Annotated in this window: 19 protein-coding genes; 14 read left to right on the forward strand and 5 right to left on the reverse strand. The window is 58.5% G+C overall.

Going from position 1 to position 21,773, the window contains the following annotated elements; genetic code table 11:
* Nucleotides 1–88: 88 nt before the first annotated feature.
* Both EH206_RS01035 and argE read right to left on the reverse strand, forming a co-directional pair.
* Nucleotides 89–1,744 (reverse strand): glucan biosynthesis protein D, encoded by a 1,656-nt coding sequence (locus EH206_RS01035; RefSeq protein WP_009110983.1) that lies wholly within the window; start codon nucleotides 1,742–1,744, stop codon nucleotides 89–91.
* Nucleotides 1,745–2,057: 313 nt separating this feature from the next.
* On the reverse strand, nucleotides 2,058–3,209 hold the full coding sequence (gene argE, locus EH206_RS01040) for an acetylornithine deacetylase (protein ID WP_009110984.1): 1,152 nt from the start codon (nucleotides 3,207–3,209) through the stop codon (nucleotides 2,058–2,060).
* Nucleotides 3,210–3,413: 204 nt separating this feature from the next.
* Between argE and argC the strand changes: the two genes are divergently transcribed.
* The 12 genes from argC (at nucleotide 3,414) to hemB (ending at nucleotide 15,261) form a co-directional block, all read left to right on the forward strand.
* A complete protein-coding gene (gene argC, locus EH206_RS01045; RefSeq protein WP_009110985.1) occupies nucleotides 3,414–4,418 on the forward strand; it encodes an N-acetyl-gamma-glutamyl-phosphate reductase in 1,005 nt (334 codons plus the stop codon).
* A gap of 34 nt (nucleotides 4,419–4,452) precedes the next feature.
* Nucleotides 4,453–5,226 carry an acetylglutamate kinase gene (gene argB, locus EH206_RS01050; protein ID WP_009110986.1) on the forward strand — a complete coding sequence of 258 codons (774 nt, stop codon included), beginning with the start codon at nucleotides 4,453–4,455 and terminating at the stop codon, nucleotides 5,224–5,226.
* Between the two features lie 62 nt (nucleotides 5,227–5,288).
* A complete protein-coding gene (gene argH, locus EH206_RS01055) occupies nucleotides 5,289–6,662 on the forward strand; it encodes an argininosuccinate lyase (RefSeq protein WP_009110987.1) in 1,374 nt (457 codons plus the stop codon).
* Between the two features lie 197 nt (nucleotides 6,663–6,859).
* Nucleotides 6,860–8,392: a DNA recombination protein RmuC gene (rmuC, locus tag EH206_RS01060; protein ID WP_009110988.1), complete on the forward strand. Its 1,533-nt coding sequence runs from the start codon at nucleotides 6,860–6,862 to the stop codon at nucleotides 8,390–8,392.
* A 145-nt stretch (nucleotides 8,393–8,537) separates the two neighbouring features.
* A complete protein-coding gene (gene ubiE / locus EH206_RS01065) occupies nucleotides 8,538–9,293 on the forward strand; it encodes a bifunctional demethylmenaquinone methyltransferase/2-methoxy-6-polyprenyl-1,4-benzoquinol methylase UbiE (protein WP_009110989.1) in 756 nt (251 codons plus the stop codon).
* A gap of 12 nt (nucleotides 9,294–9,305) precedes the next feature.
* On the forward strand, nucleotides 9,306–9,914 hold the full coding sequence (gene ubiJ / locus EH206_RS01070; RefSeq protein ID WP_009110990.1) for a ubiquinone biosynthesis protein UbiJ: 609 nt from the start codon (nucleotides 9,306–9,308) through the stop codon (nucleotides 9,912–9,914).
* A complete protein-coding gene (ubiB, locus tag EH206_RS01075) occupies nucleotides 9,911–11,551 on the forward strand; it encodes a ubiquinone biosynthesis regulatory protein kinase UbiB (protein WP_009110991.1) in 1,641 nt (546 codons plus the stop codon). The genes ubiJ and ubiB overlap by 4 nt, the downstream gene beginning before the upstream one ends.
* 81 nt (nucleotides 11,552–11,632) lie before the next feature.
* The gene (gene tatA, locus EH206_RS01080) at nucleotides 11,633–11,896 is read left to right on the forward strand and encodes a Sec-independent protein translocase subunit TatA (RefSeq protein ID WP_009110992.1); all 264 of its coding nucleotides are present in this window, start codon (nucleotides 11,633–11,635) and stop codon (nucleotides 11,894–11,896) included.
* A 3-nt stretch (nucleotides 11,897–11,899) separates the two neighbouring features.
* Nucleotides 11,900–12,424 carry a Sec-independent protein translocase protein TatB gene (gene tatB, locus EH206_RS01085; RefSeq protein WP_009110993.1) on the forward strand — a complete coding sequence of 175 codons (525 nt, stop codon included), beginning with the start codon at nucleotides 11,900–11,902 and terminating at the stop codon, nucleotides 12,422–12,424.
* A 3-nt stretch (nucleotides 12,425–12,427) separates the two neighbouring features.
* Nucleotides 12,428–13,180: a Sec-independent protein translocase subunit TatC gene (gene tatC / locus EH206_RS01090; RefSeq protein WP_009110994.1), complete on the forward strand. Its 753-nt coding sequence runs from the start codon at nucleotides 12,428–12,430 to the stop codon at nucleotides 13,178–13,180.
* 258 nt (nucleotides 13,181–13,438) lie between these two features.
* Complete coding sequence (tatD, locus tag EH206_RS01095; protein ID WP_009110995.1) at nucleotides 13,439–14,221, forward strand: 3'-5' ssDNA/RNA exonuclease TatD; 783 nt, start codon at nucleotides 13,439–13,441, stop codon at nucleotides 14,219–14,221.
* A gap of 17 nt (nucleotides 14,222–14,238) precedes the next feature.
* Nucleotides 14,239–15,261, forward strand: a complete 1,023-nt coding sequence (gene hemB, locus EH206_RS01100) for a porphobilinogen synthase (protein ID WP_009110996.1) — start codon at nucleotides 14,239–14,241, stop codon at nucleotides 15,259–15,261.
* A gap of 38 nt (nucleotides 15,262–15,299) precedes the next feature.
* On the opposite strand, the gene rfaH is transcribed toward hemB, so the two are convergent.
* Nucleotides 15,300–15,788, reverse strand: a complete 489-nt coding sequence (gene rfaH, locus EH206_RS01105) for a transcription/translation regulatory transformer protein RfaH (RefSeq protein ID WP_009110997.1) — start codon at nucleotides 15,786–15,788, stop codon at nucleotides 15,300–15,302.
* A 180-nt stretch (nucleotides 15,789–15,968) separates the two neighbouring features.
* On the opposite strand from rfaH, the gene ubiD reads away from it, so the two are divergent.
* Both ubiD and fre read left to right on the forward strand, forming a co-directional pair.
* Nucleotides 15,969–17,465: a 4-hydroxy-3-polyprenylbenzoate decarboxylase gene (gene ubiD, locus EH206_RS01110; RefSeq protein WP_009110998.1), complete on the forward strand. Its 1,497-nt coding sequence runs from the start codon at nucleotides 15,969–15,971 to the stop codon at nucleotides 17,463–17,465.
* A gap of 53 nt (nucleotides 17,466–17,518) precedes the next feature.
* Entirely contained in the window at nucleotides 17,519–18,220 is a 702-nt protein-coding gene (fre, locus tag EH206_RS01115) for an NAD(P)H-flavin reductase (protein ID WP_009110999.1), read from the forward strand.
* A gap of 84 nt (nucleotides 18,221–18,304) precedes the next feature.
* On the opposite strand, the gene fadA is transcribed toward fre, so the two are convergent.
* Nucleotides 18,305–19,468 carry an acetyl-CoA C-acyltransferase FadA gene (fadA, locus tag EH206_RS01120; RefSeq protein ID WP_009111000.1) on the reverse strand — a complete coding sequence of 388 codons (1,164 nt, stop codon included), beginning with the start codon at nucleotides 19,466–19,468 and terminating at the stop codon, nucleotides 18,305–18,307.
* Nucleotides 19,469–19,479: 11 nt separating this feature from the next.
* On the reverse strand, nucleotides 19,480–21,669 hold the full coding sequence (gene fadB, locus EH206_RS01125) for a fatty acid oxidation complex subunit alpha FadB (protein ID WP_009111001.1): 2,190 nt from the start codon (nucleotides 21,667–21,669) through the stop codon (nucleotides 19,480–19,482).
* Nucleotides 21,670–21,773: the final 104 nt, after the last annotated feature.

A 21,773-nucleotide genomic window follows, 5' to 3' on the forward strand; every position in this document is an offset into this window, starting at 1 on the left:
CGGGCCGCATGACGTAGCGGCGATCGCGGGCCGTGCAGACCGGCGATCGCCATATTACTTCAGCTTATTTCGCCGGGCGGCGAAATAACTAATGCATTTCCCGGTCGTCGATATAACGGCGTTGGTCCGCGGCGGGAGGGAAATACTGATAAAGCCAGGTTTCGCTCAGCGTCTCGCCCTGCGAACGTAAGAACAGCCGCATATCGACGGGGTCGTTCTTCTCGCTGGTCGGATACCAGTCGAACAGAATACGGTAGCCGTCAAAAGGCTCGACGTAGAGGATTTCGATATTTTTGGCCTGCCCGTCGGAGAGGGTAATCACCGGTTCTATCCCTCTGGGGGCCGCGGATTTCAGATCGCCGCCGACGAAATCCACCGCAAAACGCCGCGCCCACTGTGCGGGATAGTGTTCGCCCGGCGCCCACCCTTCCGGGAAGCCGCCCATTCCCGTGCGCGTGGCATGCACCCTGGCGAGAGGCGTGCGCACCGGCGCGTCGGCGCTCCAGTACAGTTTATAGCGGTAGTTGTATTCGCTGCCGGCTTTTATCGGGGTTTCGGGGTGCCAAAAACAGACGATATTATCCAGCGTCTCTCCGGTGGTCGGGATTTCCATCAGCGTGACGGCGCCTTTGCCCCACCGGCCGACGGGCTCCACCCACAGGCTCGGCCGCTTGTGATACCAGCCGATAACATCCTGGTAATTATCGAAATCGCGATCGGTTTGCAGCAGCCCGAATCCTTTGGGGTTATTGTCCTGGTAGGTGTTGAAGCGCAGTTTTTGCGGATTGTTCAACGGCCGGCAAATCCATTCTCCCGCTCCCGTCCACATGGCCAGCCGGTCGGAGTCGTGAATCTGGGGATGGATGGTGTCGCACATGCGGCGCTCGTGGTTACCGCAGTTGAACATGCTGGTCATGGGCGCGATGCCCAATTGCTGGATATCCTTACGGGCATGCAGCTGTTTTTCGATATCCATCACCACGCGCTCCGCCTCGCAGTCGATGACGAAACGGTAGGCGCCCGTGGCGCTGGGGCCGTCCAAAAGCGCATACACGGTGAAGGAGGTCGCTCCCGCTGCCGGCTGTTCGAACCAGAAGGCGACGAAGTCGGGGAACTCTTCGGGCTGGGAGGTATAGGTGTTGATGGCGATCCCGCGCGCCGACAGGCCGTACTGATAGGTGGAGTCCACGGCGCGGAAATAGCTGGCGCCGAGGAAAGAGACGATGTCCCGCTGGGTCAATTCCGGCGCTTTAAATACCCTGAAGCCGGCGAAACCGAGATCGTCTTTACCTTCGAGCTGCGAGACGTCGACGCCGGCGCCGGTATAGTCGAACAATTCCGGGCGGAAATGAATTTCACGCGCCGTGTTGTTGGCGGAGTCGATAGAAAACATACGTACAGGGCGGGTAAATCCCATGCCGACATGAAAATATTGTACGTCCAGCCGGCGATTTTCCAGCGAGTTCCAGAGCGAATGCCCGGCGTCATAGCGGATATCGTTGTAAGCCTGCGGCGTCAGCTTGGCCAGCGTGGGAGGAAGCGCCGCTGACTGGCCGTTATAAGGTTGCCTGGCGCGATCCGCCGCCATTTTCTTGAGCAGGGAAAAACTGAAAGGCGTCGCATTGCCGTCCGCGATTTGCTCTCCCGCGGCCAGGGCCGCGCGGGGAAAGACCGTGGCCAGCGCCGGAATGCCACAGCCGGCGGCCAGCGCCATGGAGGCTTTGAGAAATAATCTTCGATTCATAGCAGCATTACTTTCCTTAAGTTGCAGAAACCCCTTTGCGATGGCGAAACTTGCTGGAATAACCAACCGGCAGCAGTGTAACAAGGGTGCTAAGCATGGGCGATGCCGATATGTGCGCATGAAAAACATATTCATCTATTGTTATAAAAAACAGCAAAAACTCTTATTATCCTGAACTTTTTTTACTTTTCTTCACAATAGGGCCTGATTTTGGGGGCGCGGGGAAGGTATTGGCGGCGGTCATCGGGCTGCGAGGGGCGGCCACCGCTGTTGATACGCGGTGGCCCTCGCCTTTACGCCGGGGATTAAGGGATCAACCGCGGCAGAAATGTTGAATCAACTGCGATATCAGCGCCCGCGTGGGTTTGATAAAGGCGGTATCAAGGAATTCGTCCGGCTGATGCGCCTGATCGATGGAGCCGGGTCCCAGCACCAGCGTGGGGCAGAGCTGCTGAATAAACGGCGCTTCGGTACAGTAATTGACCACCTCCGTCGGCGTGCCCAATAATTTTTCCACCACCGACACCAAATGGTGATCCGCCGGGCATTCATAACCGGGGATCGGCGGGTGCAGTTCGGCAATATTCAACCGGCCGGGCCAGCGTTCGCTCACCGGCGCCAGCGCTTCGGACAACAGGCCGTTTAGATCGCCGAGCGTCAGCCCCGGCAGCGGGCGGATATCCATATGCAGTTCGCAGCAGCCGCAGATGCGGTTGGCGGCGTCGCCGCCGTGAATATGGCCGAGATTTATCGTCGGGTAGGGAATATGGAACGCCGGGTTGTGATAGCGCTCCTGCAGGGTATTGCGCAGCACCAGCAGATGGGAGACGGCCTCATGCATCAGCTCGATGGCGTTAACGCCGCGGGAGGGATCGCTGGAGTGCCCGGACTGCCCCTGAATCCGAATGGCGCTGGACATATGGCCCTTGTGGGCGCGCACCGGCTGTAGCGAGGTGGGTTCGCCGATAATGGCGCAGTCCGGTCTGACCTGCGTGGACCCGGCGAAATATTGGGCGCCGGCCATGGTGGTTTCTTCATCGGCGGTGGCGAGCACATAGAGCGGCTTGCTCAGCCGCGCCGGGTCGATATCGCGCAGAGTATCGAGAATAAAGGCGAAAAAGCCTTTCATATCGGCGGTGCCCAGGCCGTACAGCTTATTGTCGTGCTCGGTCAGCGTGAAGGGATCGCGCGTCCAGCGTCCGTCGTCGAACGGCACGGTATCCGTGTGCCCGGCCAGCAATAGTCCCCCTTTGCCTTCGCCTATTCTGGCCAGCATGTTAAATTTATGTTGCGTTCCGGGAACGGGCTGCACTTCGACATGAAAGCCCAAATCGCTGAACCAGCCGGACAGCAGGTTGATTAACGCCTGATTACTTTGATCGAGCGCGCTGTCGGTCGCGCTGATCGACGGCGTGGCGATCAACGCCCGGTATAGCTCAAGAAAAGGGGGTAAATTCATCTTCACTGTTGACAGCCTCTGGTTAGGATAGTATCAATATTCATGCATTTATTTTGAATAAAAATACAATAACGCCAGGCGAAAGGAAACCTCAAGGTCATCCGCGACGAGCAATCGTCATTTCGTCCGGCTTCGCGGGTGAACGGCGTGATGGCGCCGGTGAGCCCTGTAGCCTGGTCCGCAGATAAGTAAGAAGGTACGCAGAATCCCATGCTGAATACGCTGATTGTTGGTGCAAGCGGTTATACCGGCGCCGAACTTGCACTTTACCTGAACCGTCACCCACAGATGAACATAACCGCTTTAGCCGTTTCAGCGCAAAGCGTAGATGCGGGAAAATCAATATCCGATTTGCATCCGCAGCTGAAAGGCATCATTGACTTGCCGGTCCGGCCGTTGACCGATGTCGCTGAAGCCGCCAAAGGCGCGGACGTGGTCTTTCTGGCGACGGATCACAAGGTCAGTCACGATCTGGCGCCCGAGTTTCTGGCCGCGGGTTGCACCGTCTTCGATTTATCAGGCGCGTTTCGCGTTAACGATGCGGAATTTTACCGCCGCTATTATGGTTTTGAACACCAGCACGCCGACTGGCTGGCGCAGGCGGTCTACGGCCTGGCCGAATGGCGGGCCGAGGGCATCAAGCAGGCGCGGCTGATTGCCGTGCCGGGATGTTACCCCACCGCGTCGCAGCTGGCGCTGAAGCCGCTGGTGGACGGCCAGTTGCTGAACGCCGCGCAATGGCCGGTGATTAACGCCGTCAGCGGCGTCAGCGGCGCGGGACGCAAAGCCTCGATGACCAACAGTTTCTGTGAGGTCAGCCTGCAGCCTTACGGCATTTTCAACCATCGCCATGAGCCGGAAATTTCAACCCACCTCGGCACGCCGGTCATCTTTACGCCGCATCTGGGCAACTTCGCCCGTGGTATACTGGCGACCATCACCTGTCGGCTACGGCCGGGCGTCACGCAGCAGGACGTCGCCGAGGCTTATCACAACGCCTACCACGACAAACCGCTGGTGCGCCTGTATGAGAAGGGCGTGCCGGCGTTGAAATCCGTGGTGGGGCTGCCGTTCTGCGATATCGGTTTTTCCGTGCAGGGCGAACACCTGATCGCGGTCGCCGCGGAGGATAATCTGCTGAAAGGCGCGGCGGCGCAGGCCGTACAGTGTATGAATATTCGTTTTGGTTTCCCGGAAACCCAGTCTTTACTTTGATCGCAATTTACCATTCTGAGGCGCGAAGAAAACAATGAATCCGTTAATTATCAAGCTAGGCGGCGTTTTACTGGATAGCGAAGAGGCGCTGGAGCGCCTGTTTGGCGCGCTGGTGGCCTATCGCCGGCAACACCAGCGCCCGCTGTTGATCGTGCACGGCGGCGGCTGCCTGGTTGACGAACTGATGAAAAAACTGTCGTTGCCGGTGGTGAAGAAAAACGGCCTGCGGGTTACGCCGGCCGATCAGATCGACATCATTGTCGGGGCGCTGGCCGGTTCGGCGAATAAAACGCTGCTCTCGTGGGCTAAGAAGCACGGCATCGACGCCGTCGGCCTATGTCTGGCGGACGGCGGCAGCACCAGCGTGACGCAGTTGGATGAGGAGCTGGGATTCGTCGGTAAAGCGCAGGCGGGTTCACCGGCGTTGTTGAATACGCTATTGTCGTCCGGATATTTGCCGGTGGTCAGCTCTATCGGCATTACCGACGGCGGCGACCTGATGAATGTGAACGCCGACCAGGCGGCGACGGCGCTGGCGCAGACGCTGGGGGCGGATTTGATCCTGCTTTCCGACGTGAGCGGCATTCTGGACGGCAAAGGTCAGCGCATTGCGGAAATGACGGCGCAAAAAGCGCGGCAGCTCATTGAGCAGGGCATCATTACCGACGGTATGATCGTCAAGGTCAACGCGGCGCTGGACGCGGCTCGCACCCTGGGGCGGCCGGTGGATATCGCCAGTTGGCGCCATGCCGATCAACTTCCCGCGCTGTTCAACGGCGTGGCGATCGGCACGCGTATTTTAGCGTAAGCGGTTTGCGGGTATGGCATGATGCCATCCCGGTGTTTATTTGAATTTTGGGAGTAAGGGTTATGGCTTTGTGGGGCGGTCGGTTTAGTCAGGCGGCAGATCAACGTTTTAAACAGTTCAACGACTCGCTGCGGTTTGATTACCGTCTGGCGGAGCAGGATATCAGCGGCTCGATTGGCTGGTCGAAAGCATTGGTTACCGTCAATGTGCTCAGCGAGCATGAGCAGCAGCAACTGGAGCAGGCGCTGAACGCGCTGCTGGCCGAGGTACAGGCGGATCCCGAAGTGATTCTGCAAAGCGACGCGGAGGATATCCACAGCTGGGTCGAGCAACGTCTGATCGACAAAGTCGGCGATCTGGGGAAAAAACTGCACACCGGGCGCAGCCGTAACGATCAGGTCGCCACCGATCTGAAACTGTGGTGCAAGGCGCAGATTGGCGAACTGCTGCTGGCGGTGCGTCAGCTGCGTCAGGCGTTGGTCGCCACGGCGGAGGCCAATCAGGACGCCGTGATGCCGGGTTATACCCATCTGCAGCGCGCCCAGCCGGTGACTTTCGCCCACTGGTGTCTGGCCTATCACGAAATGCTGGTGCGTGACGAAAGCCGTCTGCAAGACACGCTGAAACGTCTGGACGTCAGCCCGCTGGGCTGCGGCGCATTGGCCGGCACCGCCTATCCTATCGATCGCGAACAGCTGGCCGGCTGGCTGGGGTTCGCCTCCGCCACGCGCAACAGCCTGGACACGGTATCCGACCGCGATCACGTGCTGGAACTGCTGTCTGACGCCTCGATCGGCATGATCCATTTATCCCGTTTCGCCGAAGATCTGATTTTCTTCAACAGCGGCGAGGCGGCGTTCGTGGAGCTTTCCGATCGGGTGACCTCAGGCTCCTCGCTGATGCCGCAGAAAAAAAACCCCGACGCGCTGGAGCTGATCCGCGGCAAGTGCGGCCGGGTTCAGGGGGCGTTGAGCGGCATGATGGTGACGCTGAAAGGGTTGCCGCTGGCGTATAACAAAGATATGCAGGAAGACAAGGAAGGGCTGTTCGACGCGCTGGATACGTGGCACGACTGCCTGATGATGGCCGGTCTGGTGCTGGAAGGGATTCAGGTGAAACGTCCGCGCTGCCGGGAAGCGGCGGAACAGGGTTACGCCAACGCCACGGAGCTGGCGGACTATCTGGTGGACAAAGGCATCCCGTTCCGCGAGGCGCACCATATCGTCGGCGAAGCGGTGGTGGAGGCCATCCGTCAGGGGAAAGCGCTGGAGGCGCTGTCGCTGGCCGATTTGCAGAAATTCAGCCCTATTATCGCCGAGGATGTGTATCCGATCCTGTCGCTGCAATCCTGCCTGGATAAACGCGCCGCGCAGGGCGGGGTTTCGCCGCAGCAGGTGGCGCAGGCCATTCGCGACGCGAAACGGCGTCTGGCGTAATTAATCGCGCCATCCCGCTCTCAGGCCGCTGAACCGGTCGGCCTGAGATAGCGGCGATTATCTTGAATGCCGCGCGCATTTTTCATCTTTTTCCCCGTAATTGTCCGCCAAACGCCCGCGTAACCCGAATTCTCTCTGGACATCCATACAGTATCATCTTACCTTGACGGGCAGCAGCGACGGTCAGCGGAGGCGGAGTGGATATCAGCATATTTTATGGATTGGGCGGCGGCGTCGTCGGCCTGTTGGTCGGCTGGCTGGTGAGCAGCGTAGCGCACCAGCGGCGGCAGGCGCGCCATGAAACCGAGTTGCGTCTACTTGAGCAGACGGCGCAGCAGACTCGGCAACTGCTGAGCGAGAGCCAGCAGAGCAACAAACAGTATGAACAGCGGCAGCGCGACCATGAACTGGCGCTGCGCGACCTTCACGCCCAACTGGCCGCCGGCCAGGAGAAGTTGCAGCAACTGGCGCAACTGCGTGAGGAGTGCGTTCAACTGAATCAGGAACTGCGCGCCCTGCGCGAGGTTAACAGCGCTCAGGAGGCGGAACTGCGCGAGGTGACCATCCGGCTGGAAGAGACGCGCATGGCGGCCGAAGAGAAGCAGCGCCTGCTGATGAACAGCGAGCAGCGGCTGACCACCCAGTTTGAAAATCTGGCCAACCGTATTTTTGAACACAGCGGGCGCAAGGTGGATGAGCAGAATAAACAGAGTCTGGATCGCCTGCTGATGCCGCTGCGCGAACAGCTTGATGGGTTCCGGCGTCAGGTGCAGGATAGCTTCGGCGCGGAAGCCCGTGAGCGCCACACCCTGACCCATGAAATCCGTAGTCTGCAACAGCTCAACGCCCAGATGGCCCGGGAAGCGATTAATCTCACCAAAGCGCTGAAAGGGGACAACAAGACGCAGGGTAACTGGGGCGAGGTGGTTCTCAGCCGGGTGCTGGAAGCCTCCGGGCTGCGCGAAGGGTATGAATACCAGACGCAGGTCAGCGTCCAGACCGGCGCCAACAACCGTCTGCAGCCCGACGTGATCGTCCGTCTGCCGCAGGGAAAGGACGTGGTTATCGACGCCAAAATGTCGCTGGTCGCCTATGAGCGCTATTTCAATAGCGAAGACGAAGCGGAGCGGTTAGCCGCCCTGAATGAACACCTGCTTTCCGTCCGCGGTCATATTCGTCAGTTGGGCGGCAAAGACTACCAGCAGCTGCCGGGGCTGCGCTCGCTGGATTACGTGCTGATGTTTATTCCCGTCGAACCGGCGTTTCTGGTGGCGATCGATCGCCAGCCGGAGTTGATCGGCGAAGCGCTGAAGCACAATATTATGCTGGTCAGCCCCACCACCTTGCTGGTGGCGCTGCGCACCATCAACAATCTGTGGCGCTATGAGCAACAGAGCCGCAACGCGCAGCAGATCGCCGAGCGGGCGGCGCGGTTGTACGATAAACTGCGGCTGTTCGTCGATGATATGGAAGCGCTGGGCCAGGGGCTGGATAAAGCCCACGGCAGCTACCGGCAGGCGATGAACAAACTCGTTTCCGGGCGGGGGAACCTTATCGGTCAGGCGGAGGGGTTCCGCGCGTTGGGCGTGGAGGTAAAGCGCCCGATCAGTCCAGCGCTGGCGGAGCAGGCCACCCGGCATGAAAGCGCCGCTCAGGATGCGCTGACCGAGACGCCCGCGGCGGCGGAACCCGGGAGCGACCCGGAAAAATCAGCGGCGGAAAAAGGCTAGATCGTTCCCCTGGCGCCGGCTTTACCCGGTTATCTCTATCCTGAAACGATCGGCATTAGGACGGTGGGCTTTTTATCCGGGTCTGTTACACTCTTTCCATTAAATGGCTAGACCCGATAGTTGACTAAAATAGTAGGCGGATAACATGGCAAATGAGCCGGAGAAAACAACCGATTTTGGTTTTCGCACTGTCGCCAAGGATGAAAAAGAAGTCATGGTGGCTGACGTCTTCCATTCTGTAGCAGCAAAATACGATCTGATGAATGACCTGATGTCGCTCGGCATTCACCGTATCTGGAAAAGATTCACCATTGAGTGCAGCGGCGTGCGGCGCGGTCAGCGGGTGCTGGACGTCGCCGGCGGCACCGGCGACCTGACGGCGAAATTCTCCCGCATTGTCGGCGATGAGGGGGAAGTGGTGCTGGCCGATATCAATGCCTCCATGCTGAAGGTCGGCCGCGAGAAACTGCGCAACAAAGGCATTATCAATAATGTCAGCTACGTGCAGGCGAACGCGGAAGAGTTGCCCTTTCCGGATGATTTCTTTGACTGCATCACCATCTCTTTCGGTTTGCGCAACGTTACCGATAAAAACAAGGCGCTGCGCTCCATGTACCGGGTACTGAAGCCGGGCGGCCGCCTGCTGGTGCTGGAATTCTCCAAACCGACGCTGAAACCGTTAAGCAAGGTTTACGATTTGTACTCGTTCCACGTCCTGCCGCGCATCGGCGAGATGGTGGCGCGCGATGCCGGCAGCTATCGCTATCTGGCGGAGTCAATCCGTATGCACCCCGATCAGGAAACCCTGAAGGGGATGATGAGCGAGGCCGGTTTCGACAGCGTCAATTATTTCAATCTTACCGGCGGCATTGTCGCGTTGCATCGTGGTTTTAAATTCTGATTGGATATGCCAATGCTGATAACCTCTGTGCTGACCGCCTCGCTGGAGACGGCGCTGAATCAGCTGCTTTTTCGCGACCGCGGTATGAAGGCGGCGCGTCAGCGCCTGCACGGGAAAACGCTGCAGGTCGAACTGTCTGAGCTGAGCGCGCCGCTGGTGTTGATCTTCAGCGAGCAGCAGCTCGACGTGGTAAGCCGGTGGGAGGAGCGCGCGGATTGCCGACTGAAAACGCGTTTATCCGTGTTGCTGAAGTTACGCGATCGGCAACAGCTTTCTTCACTGATACGCAGCGGCGATCTGATCGTCGAAGGCGATATTCAGGTGGCGCAGCAGTTTATCGCGCTGCTTGATTTGGCCGAATTCGACCCGGCGGAATGGCTGGCGCCCTATCTGGGGGATGTGGTCGCCCAGGGTCTGAGCCAGACGGCGCAAAAAACGCTGGGCGCAGTAAGCCGCATGGTGCGCGGCCAGCGGCGCGCCCTGTCCGAAGCGCTGACCGAAGAGTGGCGGCTGGCGCCGGGAAAACTCGAAAATGTCTGGTTCCAGGAGGAAATCGCCGCCGTGGAGAAATCAGCGGAAAGTCTGTCTGAACGCCTGGCGAAGTTGGAGACCCTGAGATGATGCCCGGTGAACTGCTCCGCCTTTACTGTATCGTCCGTGTGTTGCTGAGCTACGGTCTGGATGAGCTGATCCCTAAAATACGGTTGACCATCCCGCTGCGCTTTGGCCGCCGGCTGCTATTCTGGCTGCCGAATCGCCATGCCGACAGGCCGCTGGGGGAACGTATACGTCTGGCTTTGCAGGAACTTGGTCCGGTATGGATCAAGTTCGGTCAAATGATGTCGACGCGGCGCGACCTATTCCCGCCGGCGATCGCCGATCAACTGGCCATGCTGCAGGATCGGGTCGCCCCCTTTGACGGGCGGCTGGCGCGCAGGCAAATCGAGCTGTCGATGGGGGGGATCCCGCTGGAGAACTGGTTTGATGATTTCGATGTCAAGCCGCTGGCATCGGCGTCGATTGCGCAAGTACATACCGCCCGCCTGAAGGCGACGGGTAAGGAGATCGTCATCAAGGTCATCCGGCCGGATATTTTGCCGGTGATTAAAGCCGATATGCGCCTGATGCATCGCCTGGCCGGCTGGCTGCCGCGGCTGCTGCCGGACGGCCGGCGCCTGCGCCCGCGCGAAGTGGTGCGCGAATATGAAAAAACGCTGCTTGATGAGCTGAACCTGCTGCGAGAGGCGGCAAACGCCATTCAACTGCGGCGTAATTTTGAAAATAGCCGCATGCTGTACATTCCCGAGGTGTATTCGGATTACTGTAGTGAGAGTATGCTGGTGATGGAGCGTATCTACGGTATTCCGGTTTCCGATATTGAGGCGTTGAAAGCCAACGGCACCAATCTTCAACTGCTGGCGGAACGCGGCGTTCAGGTCTTTTTTACCCAGGTGTTCCGCGACAGTTTTTTCCATGCCGATATGCACCCCGGCAATATCTTTATTAACGACCAACACCCGGACGATCCGCAATACATCGGGATAGACTGCGGGATAGTCGGTTCGCTGAACAAAGAAGATAAACGCTATCTGGCGGAGAATTTTATCGCCTTCTTTAATCGTGACTATCGTAAAGTGGCCGAGTTGCATGTGGACTCAGGCTGGGTGCCGGCGGATACCAACGTCGAGGACTTCGAGTTCGCCATCCGCACCGTATGCGAGCCTATTTTTGAAAAGCCGTTGGCGGAAATTTCATTCGGCCATGTGCTATTGAATCTTTTTAACACCGCCCGCCGTTTTAATATGGAAGTACAGCCTCAGCTTGTCCTGTTGCAAAAAACGCTGCTGTATATCGAAGGCATCGGCCGCCAGCTCTATCCGCAACTGGACCTGTGGAAAACGGCGAAACCGTTTTTGGAAAACTGGCTGAAAGAGCAGGTCGGCCTGCCGGCGGTGATACGGGCCTTGAAAGAAAAGGCGCCGTTTTGGGCGGAAAAGCTGCCGGAGATCCCCGAATTGTTTTACGACGGTCTGCGCCAGCACAAGATGCTGCGCCAGAGCGTAGACCGGCTGGCGGAGGAGTTGCGCACCCAGCATGTTCGTCAGGGACAATCCCGTTATCTGTTGGGAATTGGCGCAACGCTATTGATAAGTGGTACGGTGTTACTGGTTAGCCACGCGGAGGCGGATATCGTACCTTCCGGACTGATGGCCGCGGGGGTTGTCGCCTGGATTATCGGTTGGCGGCGAACTCGTTGAAACAGATCGTGATGCATAGCAGGATTACCCTATATAATAGGGGTAATTTTGGTGACCCCCCTTTTGAAAGAGGTAAACGTTATGGGCGGTATTAGTATTTGGAACTTGTTGATTATCGCAGTCATCGTCGTATTACTGTTTGGTACCAACAAGCTGAGAACATTGGGTTCGGATCTGGGCGCTTCCATTAAGGGTTTTAAAAAAGCCATGGGCGATGATGCGTCGTCAGCCGACAAGGCGGATAAAACGCAGCAGGATGCTGATTTTGCAACCAAGTCGATTGCCGAGCCGCAGCCGGAAGTTAAACCGGATGAAACAAAGAGCCAGCATAAAGAGCAGGTATAAGCGGTGTTCGATATCGGGTTTAGCGAGCTGCTATTGGTAATGGTGATCGGCCTGGTGGTTCTTGGGCCGGAACGGTTGCCCGTAGCGGTAAAGACGGTGGTCGGTTGGATTAGAACGCTGCGCTCGCTGGCGTCTACGGTTCAGAATGAGCTGTCGCAGGAGTTGAAGCTGCAGGAGTTACAGGACAGCCTGAAGAAAGTGGAAAAAGCCAGCCTGCAAAATTTGTCGCCGGAATTGAAAGCCTCCATGGATGAGCTGAAAGAGGCGGCGGAGGCTATGAAGCGCGGCTATGCCGAAAAATCGCCTTCGGGCGAGGGCGATGCGCAGGAACCTCTGTCTTATCAGCCGCTAAACGACCCCGAGGCGGTTCATGACGGAGTGATTGATACCGAAAAAGCGCCGCCGCCGGCCGTGGCCAATCAACAGCCCGAGAGCGAGGGGATGGCAAGCGCTCCGCGCGCCGACAACAAAATCAAACCTGAACCGGCGCCTGCGATTTCTCCCCATCAACCAAGTGACGATCGTTAGTTTATGGCCGCTGAAGATACCCAACCGCTGATCAGTCACCTGATCGAACTGCGTAAGCGGTTGCTGAACAGTATTATTTGTGTGCTGGTGGTGTTCTTTTGTCTGGTGTATTTCGCCAACGATATCTACCAGATGGTTTCCGCGCCGCTGATCGCACAACTCCCGGCGGGCGCCAGTATGATCGCTACCGACGTGGCGTCACCGTTTTTTACGCCGATAAAGCTGACGATGATCGTATCGGTGTTCGTCTCCGCGCCGCTGATCCTGTACCAGGTTTGGGCGTTTGTCGCCCCGGCGCTGTACAAACATGAGCGCCGGTTGATGATGCCTTTGCTGGTTTCCAGCAGCCTGTTGTTCTACGCCGGGATGGCGTTCGCCTACTTCGTGGTTTTCCCGCTGGCGTTTGGCTTCTTTGCCAAAACAGCCCCCGAAGGGGTTTTGATTGCCACCGATATCAACAACTACCTCGATTTCGTCATGGCGCTGTTTATGGCGTTCGGCGTGTCGTTTGAAGTGCCGATTGCGATAGTATTGCTCTGCTGGAGCGGCGTGGTGACCCCGGAAGACCTGAAAAAGAAACGGCCTTATATGCTGGTCGGCGCTTTCGTGGTCGGCATGCTGTTGACGCCGCCGGATGTGTTCTCGCAGACGCTGCTGGCGCTTCCCATGTATCTGCTGTTTGAAATCGGCGTATTCTGCTCCCGGTTTTATGTTGGTAAAGGCCGCCGCGCTGAAACGGAAGAGCCGGCGCCGTAAGGCGCGGCTATCTGTCTTTGGGAAAGGAAATAGCCTCTCTTTGAGAGGTTTGAGGTTGCTGACAAAGTCGCCTGTAAATCGGCGATACCCGGGCCTACCGTACCGAGGGGCGCTCCGGCGGCTTATGCCGCTACGGCCCCTCGCCACGCTCTCCCTAATAACGAGCTTTGTCAATGGTCTGTAGCCTCTCTTGAGAGGTTTTGTTTTTTGCGCGTCCTGGCGGCGGCGTCACTGTAGCGATAGGCGGGTAAGTAGCCAATGTTCGATATCGGAGTCAATTTAACCAGCTCCCAGTTTGCCAAAGACCGGGAACAGGTGGTCGTGCGCGCAAAACAGGCTGGCGTCAGCGGGATGCTGATTACCGGGACCGGCGTTGCGGAAAGTCGGCAGGCATTGGCGCTGGCGCAACAGTACCCGGCTTACTGCTGGTCGACGGCGGGGGTTCATCCCCACGACGCCAGCCGCTGGGATGAGTCCGCCGCCGAGCAGATTTATCGCCTGGCGCAGTCGGACTCCGTGGCGGCGATCGGCGAATGCGGGCTTGATTTCAACCGCAACTTTTCCACTCCGCAACAGCAGGAACAGGCATTCAGCGCCCAACTGGCGCTGGCCGCCGAGCTGGCTTTGCCCGTTTTTCTGCACTGCCGCGATGCCCATGCCCGCTTTATCGCCTTGCTGCGCCCCTGGCTCGACAAACTTCCGACCGCGGTGGTCCATTGCTTTACCGGCGGCCGGGACGAGCTTGACGACTGCCTGGCCGCGGGTCTGATGGTCGGCATTACCGGCTGGGTGTGCGATGAACGACGCGGCCTGGCGCTGCGCGCCTTGCTGAAACATATCCCCGCCGATAGGCTGCTGCTGGAAACCGACGCCCCCTATCTACTGCCGCGGGATTTAACGCCCAAACCCGTATCCCGCCGTAACGAACCCTGTTTCCTGCCCTATATCGTCAATCAGGTTGCGGGCTGGCGCGACGAAGACGCCGCCTGGCTGGGGCAAAAAACAGATGAAAACGCCCGCCGGGTTTTCCGGCTGGTCTGATTCAGGAGATCAATGATATGAGCCATGCCTTTCCCGGTACTTTCCCCGGCCGACGTATGCGGCGTATTCGCCGCCACGATTTCAGCCGCCGTCTGGTGGCTGAAAACCAGCTGACGGTCAACGATCTGATCTATCCGGTTTTTGTTATGGAAGGGGAAAACCGCCGGCAGGAAGTTCCTTCCATGCCGGGGGTATACCGCATGACCATCGATGTGCTGTTGCGCGAGGCCGAAGAGAGCGCCAGGCTTGGCATCCCGGTGCTGTCGCTGTTTCCGGTCATCGAGGGCGACAAGAAATCGTTGAACGCCGAGGAAGCCTATAACTCGGACGGTCTGGTGCAGCGCACCGTCCGCGCCCTTAAGGACGCGGTGCCGGAACTGGGATTGCTGACGGATGTGGCGCTCGATCCCTACACCACGCACGGGCAGGACGGCATCATTGATGAAGACGGCTACGTGGTTAACGACGTCACCAAAGAGATTTTGGTGCGTCAGGCGCTGTCGCACGCCGAGGCCGGCGCGGAAATCGTGGCGCCCAGCGATATGATGGACGGGCGCATCGGCGCGATCCGCGAGACGCTGGAAGCGCGGAACCTGATTAATACGCAGATTATGGCGTATTCGGCGAAATACGCCTCTTGTTACTATGGTCCTTTCCGCGACGCGGTGGGTTCCGCCGGCAATCTGAAGGGCGGGGATAAAAAGACCTATCAGATGGACCCCGCCAACGGCGACGAAGCCCTACAGGAGATTGCGCAGGATCTGCAGGAAGGCGCCGATATGGTGATGGTCAAACCGGGTATGCCGTATCTGGACGTGGTCAGGCGCGTGAAGGAGACGTTCGGCGTGCCGACTTTCGCCTATCAGGTTTCCGGCGAGTACGCCATGCATATGGCGGCGATCCAGAACGGCTGGCTGCAGGAACAGCCGGTTATCATGGAGTCGCTGCTGTGCTTTAAACGCGCCGGGGCCGATGGCGTGCTGACCTACTTCGCCAAGCGCGTGGCGCAATGGCTGCACGACGGGCATTTACGGCGTTGATCGCCTTTCGTCAGGGCGGCTGGCGCCGTTTCTGACGATTACATTTTCTGAAACTGCCGGTTATCAATGCTCTGGCGAACCTGTTTATTCAACAAATTCAGCAGCAGCATTGAGCGGGCTTCCCCATCCGGCTCGGTATAGATAGCCTGCAGGCCGGTGAAAATCCCATCGGTAATCAGCACTTCATCACCCGGCTGCGGGGTTTGCGGATCGATAATGCCCTGCGTCGGACGCAGCGACAGGTCATCGATCACCTGCTGGGGGATGACGGCGGGCAGATTGCCGAAGCGCACGAAGTTACTGACCCCGCGCGTCGCGCTGACGGTGGTGGTATGGATGTGTTCCGGATCGAACTCCACAAACAGATAGTTCGGAAACAGCGGTTCACAAACCTCGGTACGTTTACCCCGTACAATTTTATCCAGTGTGATCATCGGGCTAAGACAGGTAACATCCTGACGCTCAAGATGCTCCTTAGCCCGCAGTAGTTGACCACGTTTACAATAGAGTAAGTACCAGGCTTCCATAATTTTGCAGACTTATGATTTCGGTCGATCAGCATATCAAATGCCGGCGTGGATAAAAAATTTTCGTGAGAAATTTTTAACGCCGGGTGGCAACGGCCTGCCGGCAGGATAAATAGCCGCACTAAGAAGCGACAGGTCGGTGAAGAGACTTTATAATAGCCAGTTCCACAGACTGCCCCGATGATCAGCATGAAATATCGTGACTTACGCGAATTCCTCTCTCTGCTGGAAGAGAGGGGTGAATTGAAACGCATCAGCCAGCCCATTGATCCCTATCTTGAAATGACGGAAATAGCCGACCGCACCCTGCGTGCCGACGGTCCGGCGCTGCTGTTTGAAAACCCGAAGGGTTACGAGATGCCGGTACTGTGCAATTTGTTCGGTACGGCGAAGCGCGTCGCCATGGGCATGGGGCAGGAGGATGTCGGCGCGTTGCGCGATGTCGGCAAACTGCTGGCCTTTCTTAAAGAGCCTGAACCGCCGAAGGGATTCCGCGATCTGGTGGATAAAATGCCTAAATTCCGCCAGGTGCTGAATATGCCGACCAAACGGCTGACTTCCGCGCCCTGTCAGGAACAGGTATGGCAGGGCGACGACGTCGACTTAAGCCGGATACCGGTGATGCATTGCTGGCCGGAAGACGCCGCGCCGCTGATTACCTGGGGACTGACGGTGACCCGCGGGCCGCATAAAGAGCGCCAGAATCTGGGAATTTACCGGCAGCAGGTGCTGGGGAAAAACCAGCTGATTATGCGCTGGCTGTCGCATCGCGGCGGCGCGTTGGATTTTCAGGAGTGGCGCCAGCAAAATCCGGGGCAGCGCTTCCCGGTTTCCGTCGCGCTGGGCGCCGACCCGGCCACGATTCTGGCCGCCGTCACGCCGGTTCCCGACTCGTTATCCGAATATGCCTTCGCCGGGCTGCTGCGCGGGCACAAAACCGAAGTGGTGAAATGCCTGTCCAACGATCTGGAAGTGCCGGCGGGTGCGGAAATCGTGCTGGAAGGCTATATTGAACCGGATGAGATGGCGGCGGAAGGGCCGTACGGCGACCACACCGGGTACTACAATGAAGTCGATAACTTCCCGGTTTTCACGGTGACGCATATTACCCAGCGGCGCGACGCGATTTATCACTCCACCTATACCGGGCGTCCGCCGGATGAACCGGCCGTATTGGGGGTGGCGCTCAATGAAGTCTTTGTGCCGATTTTGCAAAAGCAATTTCCGGAGATTGTCGATTTTTATTTGCCGCCGGAGGGTTGCTCTTACCGTCTGGCGATCGTTACCATGAAGAAGCAGTATGCCGGTCATGCCAAACGCGTCATGATGGGGGTGTGGTCTTTTTTACGGCAGTTTATGTACACCAAGTTTGTTATTGTCTGTGACGATGATATTAACGCCCGCGACTGGAAAGACGTTATCTGGGCGATCACCACGCGCATGGACCCGGCGCGCGATACCCTATTGGTGGAAAATACGCCGATAGACTATCTGGATTTCGCCTCTCCGGTTTCCGGTTTGGGTTCCAAAATGGGACTGGATGCCACCAACAAATGGCCGGGCGAAACGCAGCGCGAGTGGGGGCATCCGATCAGGAAAGATCCGCAGGTATGCGCCCGCATTGATGCCATATGGGATGAACTTGCCATTTTTAGCGACAGAGAACCCCGGTCTTAACCTGCTGTTGCTCTGTTCCCAGCTTTGCTTTGACGACCCTACAGAGGGAATGCATGACGACATTGAGCTGTAAAGTGACTTTGGTAGAGGCAATAACCGATACGGTTTATCGGGTGCGTTTATTACCTGAGGCGCCTTTTTCTTTCCGCGCCGGCCAGTATCTGATGGTGGTGATGGACGAACGTGACAAGCGTCCTTTCTCAATGGCGTCCACGCCGATGGAGAAGAACGCTATCGAGCTGCATATCGGCGCTTCCGAGCTTAATCTTTACGCCATGGCGGTGATGGAACGTATCCTGAAAGAGAAAACGCTGACGGTGGACATTCCCCACGGCGAAGCATGGCTGCGGGAAGAGAGCCAACGTCCGCTGGTGCTGATCGCCGGCGGCACGGGTTTTTCCTATGTGCGCTCTATTTTGCTGACGGCGCTGTCTCAGCAACCTGAGCGCGCCGTCGCCATCTATTGGGGAGGCCGGGAAACCAAACACCTTTACGATCTCGCCGAACTGGAAAAACTCGCCGCGCAATATCCCAACCTGCAGGTGATCCCGGTGGTTGAACAGCCGGAAGAGGGCTGGCGCGGCAGAACCGGCACGGTGCTAAGCGCGGTGCTGCAGGATTACGGTTCCCTGGCCGAGCAGGATATTTATATTGCCGGCCGTTTTGAAATGGCCAAAATCGCCCGCGAACGTTTTTGCAACGAACGCGGCGCGCTGGCGACGCATATGTACAGCGACGCGTTTTCGTTTATCTGATCTTGCCGCGGTTGCCATAGACGCGAATAAAAACCCCGCTTAAGCCTAGCGGGGTTTTTTATGGTGCTCTTATTCTTTGCGTGTTTATGGCCGCTCAAATACCGTGGCGATCCCCTGGCCCAGCCCGATGCACATCGCCGCTACGCCAAATTGCACGTCGCGGTTTTCCATCAGATTGAGCAGCGTGGCGGAAATACGGGCGCCGGAACAGCCCAGCGGATGCCCGAGCGCGATGGCCCCGCCGTTGAGGTTGACCTTTTCATCCATCTGCTCCATCAGCCCCAGATCTTGTATGCAGGGCAGGGTTTGCGCCGCGAAGGCCTCATTGAGCTCAAACAGGCCGATATCGGCAAGGCGAAGTCCGGCGCGTTTCAGGGCCAGCGTGGTCGCCGGCACCGGGCCGTATCCCATAATGGACGGTTCGCAACCGACCACCGCCATCGCCCTGATACGCGCCCGCGCCGTTAATCCCAATGAGGCGGCGCGCGATTCGCTCATGATTAACATCGCCGCCGCGCCGTCGGAAAGGGCGGAAGAACTGCCGGCGGTGACGGTGCCATTGACCGGATCAAAAGCCGGCTTGAGTTCCGCCAGGCCGGCGACGCTGGTTTCCGGCCGAATAACCTCGTCATGGTCAAAGCGGCGTAAAACGCCGTCCGCGTCATGGCCGGAGGTCGGGACGATCTCCTTGCGGAAAGCGCCTGACTTTGTGGCGCCGGCGGCGCGCTGATGAGAGCGGGCGGCAAACCGGTCCTGCATCTCCCGGCTGATATTATGCCTGCGCGCCAGCATTTCGGCGGTCAGTCCCATCATGGCGGCGGCTTTGGCGACAGTGCGGCCGAGTCCGGGATGGAAATCCACGCCGTGGCTCATGGGAACGTGCCCCATATGTTCAACGCCGCCAATCAGGCAGACGTGGGCGTCGCCGACCATAATGGCGCGGGCCGCATCATGCAGCGCCTGCATGGAGGAGCCGCATAGCCGGTTAACGGTGGTCGCCGGAACGGTCACCGGGATTTCCGCCAGGAGCGCGGCATTGCGGGCCACGTTGAAGCCCTGCTCCAGCGTTTGCTGCACGCAGCCCCAGTAAATATCGTCTATCTCGCCCGCTTCCAGCGCCGAGTTTCTGCCAAGCAGGCTGCGCATTAAATGCGCGGAGAGATCTTCGGCCCGCACCTGGCGGAATGCGCCGCCTTTGGAACGGCCCATCGGCGTGCGCACGGCATCAACAATCACTACGTTTTCCATCTTCTCTGACCTCATGCCGGTTGCCCTTGAGAAACGTCCGCGTGCGGCGCGGCGGGGGGATAATAACTTTCGTTGCGGCCGGCTTTCTGTTGCAGCCCGTCAGGAACCTGATAGATGGGGCCGAGATGCGCCAGTTGCCGCGCCATATCCAGGTAACGGGCGCTGCCCTGGGTGTCCAGATAGCGGCAGGCGCCGCCGCGGAAGGGCGGGAAGCCGAGTCCGTACACCAATGCCATATCCGCTTCCGCCGGGCTATCGATAATGCCTTCTTCCAGACAGCGGGCCACCTCGTTAATCATCGGGATCATCAGTCGGGCGATAATCTCCTCGGCGCTGAACGCCTTCCGTGGCCGGCTGATTTCCGCCAGCAGGCCGTCAACGCGTTCATCCTGCTCTTTGCGCGGTTTTCCTTTGCCGTCCGTCTGATAGCGATAGAAACCCAGCCCGTTTTTCTGACCGAAGCGTTGGTTGTCGAACAGCACGTCGATGGCGTCCCGATAGTCTTTACCCATGCGCTGCGGAAATCCTTCGGACATCACCGCCTGCGCGTGGTGGGCGGTATCGATGCCCACCACGTCCAGCAGGTACGCCGGCCCCATCGGCCAGCCGAACTGTTTCTCCATCACGCTATCAACGTCGCGAAAATCCGCGCCGTCGCGCACCAGCAGGTTAAACGCGCAAAAATAGGGAAATAGCACCCGGTTAACGAAGAAGCCGGGGCAGTCATTGACCACAATCGGCGTTTTCCCCATTTTGCCGGCGTAAGCCACCACGCGGGCGATGGTGGTTTCGGCTGTCTGCGGGCCGCGGATAATTTCCACCAGCGGCATGCGATGCACCGGGTTAAAAAAGTGCATGCCGCAAAAGTTTTGCGGCCGTTTTAAGGCGGCGGCCAGTTGGGCAATGGGAATGGTTGAGGTGTTGGAAGCCAGCACGGCGTGCGGGCCGACGTGAGCTTCGGTTTCCGCCAGCACCTCGGCCTTTACCCGCGGGTTTTCAACCACGGCCTCGACCACCATATCGAGGCGCTCAAAACCGGCGTAGTCCAGCGTCGGATGAATATTGGCCAGTATCCCCGCCATTTTGATGCCGTCCAGCCTGCCGCGCTCCAACTGCTTGTTCAGCAGTTTCGCCGCTTCGTTCATCCCCTGGGTAAGCGGTTTCTCATGGATATCCTTCAGGCGGATGGGCGTGCCTTTGTACGCCGACTGATAGGCAATGCCGCCGCCCATAATGCCCGCCCCCAGCACGGCGGCCTGCGCCGGCGGCGAGAGCTCGCCGACGCGCTTTTTCGCCTGGCCTTTTACATACTGATCGTTAAGGAAAAGGCCAACCAGCGCGCGAGCGGAATCGGTGCGGGTCAAGGGAATAAAGTTTTGCGTTTCCAACTGCAACGCCGCATTGCGCGGCATGGCGGCGGCGGCCTCAATGGTTTTGACTGCGGTCATCGGGGCCGGGTAATGTTTGCCCGCGGTTTGCAGCACCATGGCTTTGGCGGTGGCGAAACACATGGCGGCCTCGATGTTATTGAGCTTCAGCGCTTCCAGCTTGGGGCGCCGCGCCGCCCGCCAGTCAAGCTCGCCGGCGATGGCCTGTCGCAACATCTGCGCGGCGGCGGCGAGTAATTTTTCATTGGCGACCACCGCATCCACCAGGCCCGCTTTTAATGCTTCGGCCGCGCCGATATCTTTGCCCGCGGCGATAATTTCCAGCGCGCTATCCGCTCCCAGCAGGCGCGGCAGGCGCACCGTTCCGCCAAAACCCGGCATAATGCCCAGTTTGGTTTCCGGCAGGCCGATGCGGATATCGGCGGCGGCAAGACGAAAATCGGTGGCCAATACGCATTCGCAACCGCCGCCCAGCGCATACCCGTTAACGGCGGAAAGCGTGGGGACGGGCAGGTCTTCCAGGCGGCTAAAAATGCCGTTGGCAAAGTCCAGCCACTGGTGAAGTTTGTCTGCCGGCGCCGCAAACAACGAGAGAAACTCGCTGATATCGGCGCCGACGATAAAGGCGGGCTTGTCCGAGCGTAATAGCAGCCCTTGCAACTGTTTTTGTGCCGCCAGTATATCCAATGCCTTACCCAGGCTGGTCACCGTACGGGTATCCAGTTTATTGACGGAGCCGGGCGCCGCAAAGACCAGCTCCGCAATGCCGTCTTCAAGCCAGTCGAGGTAGAGGGTTTCGCCTTGATAGAGCATGGTGATCTCCGCGTTCAGGGTGGGGATCTGGTACGACCAGATGATTGAATTGTGGTTATAATGTTAAATTTTTGCAAACAAGGGATTGTTTTTTTGCCGGAGAG

It is taken from the genome of Brenneria nigrifluens DSM 30175 = ATCC 13028, from assembly GCF_005484965.1.
Taxonomy (GTDB): Bacteria; Pseudomonadota; Gammaproteobacteria; order Enterobacterales; family Enterobacteriaceae; genus Brenneria; species Brenneria nigrifluens.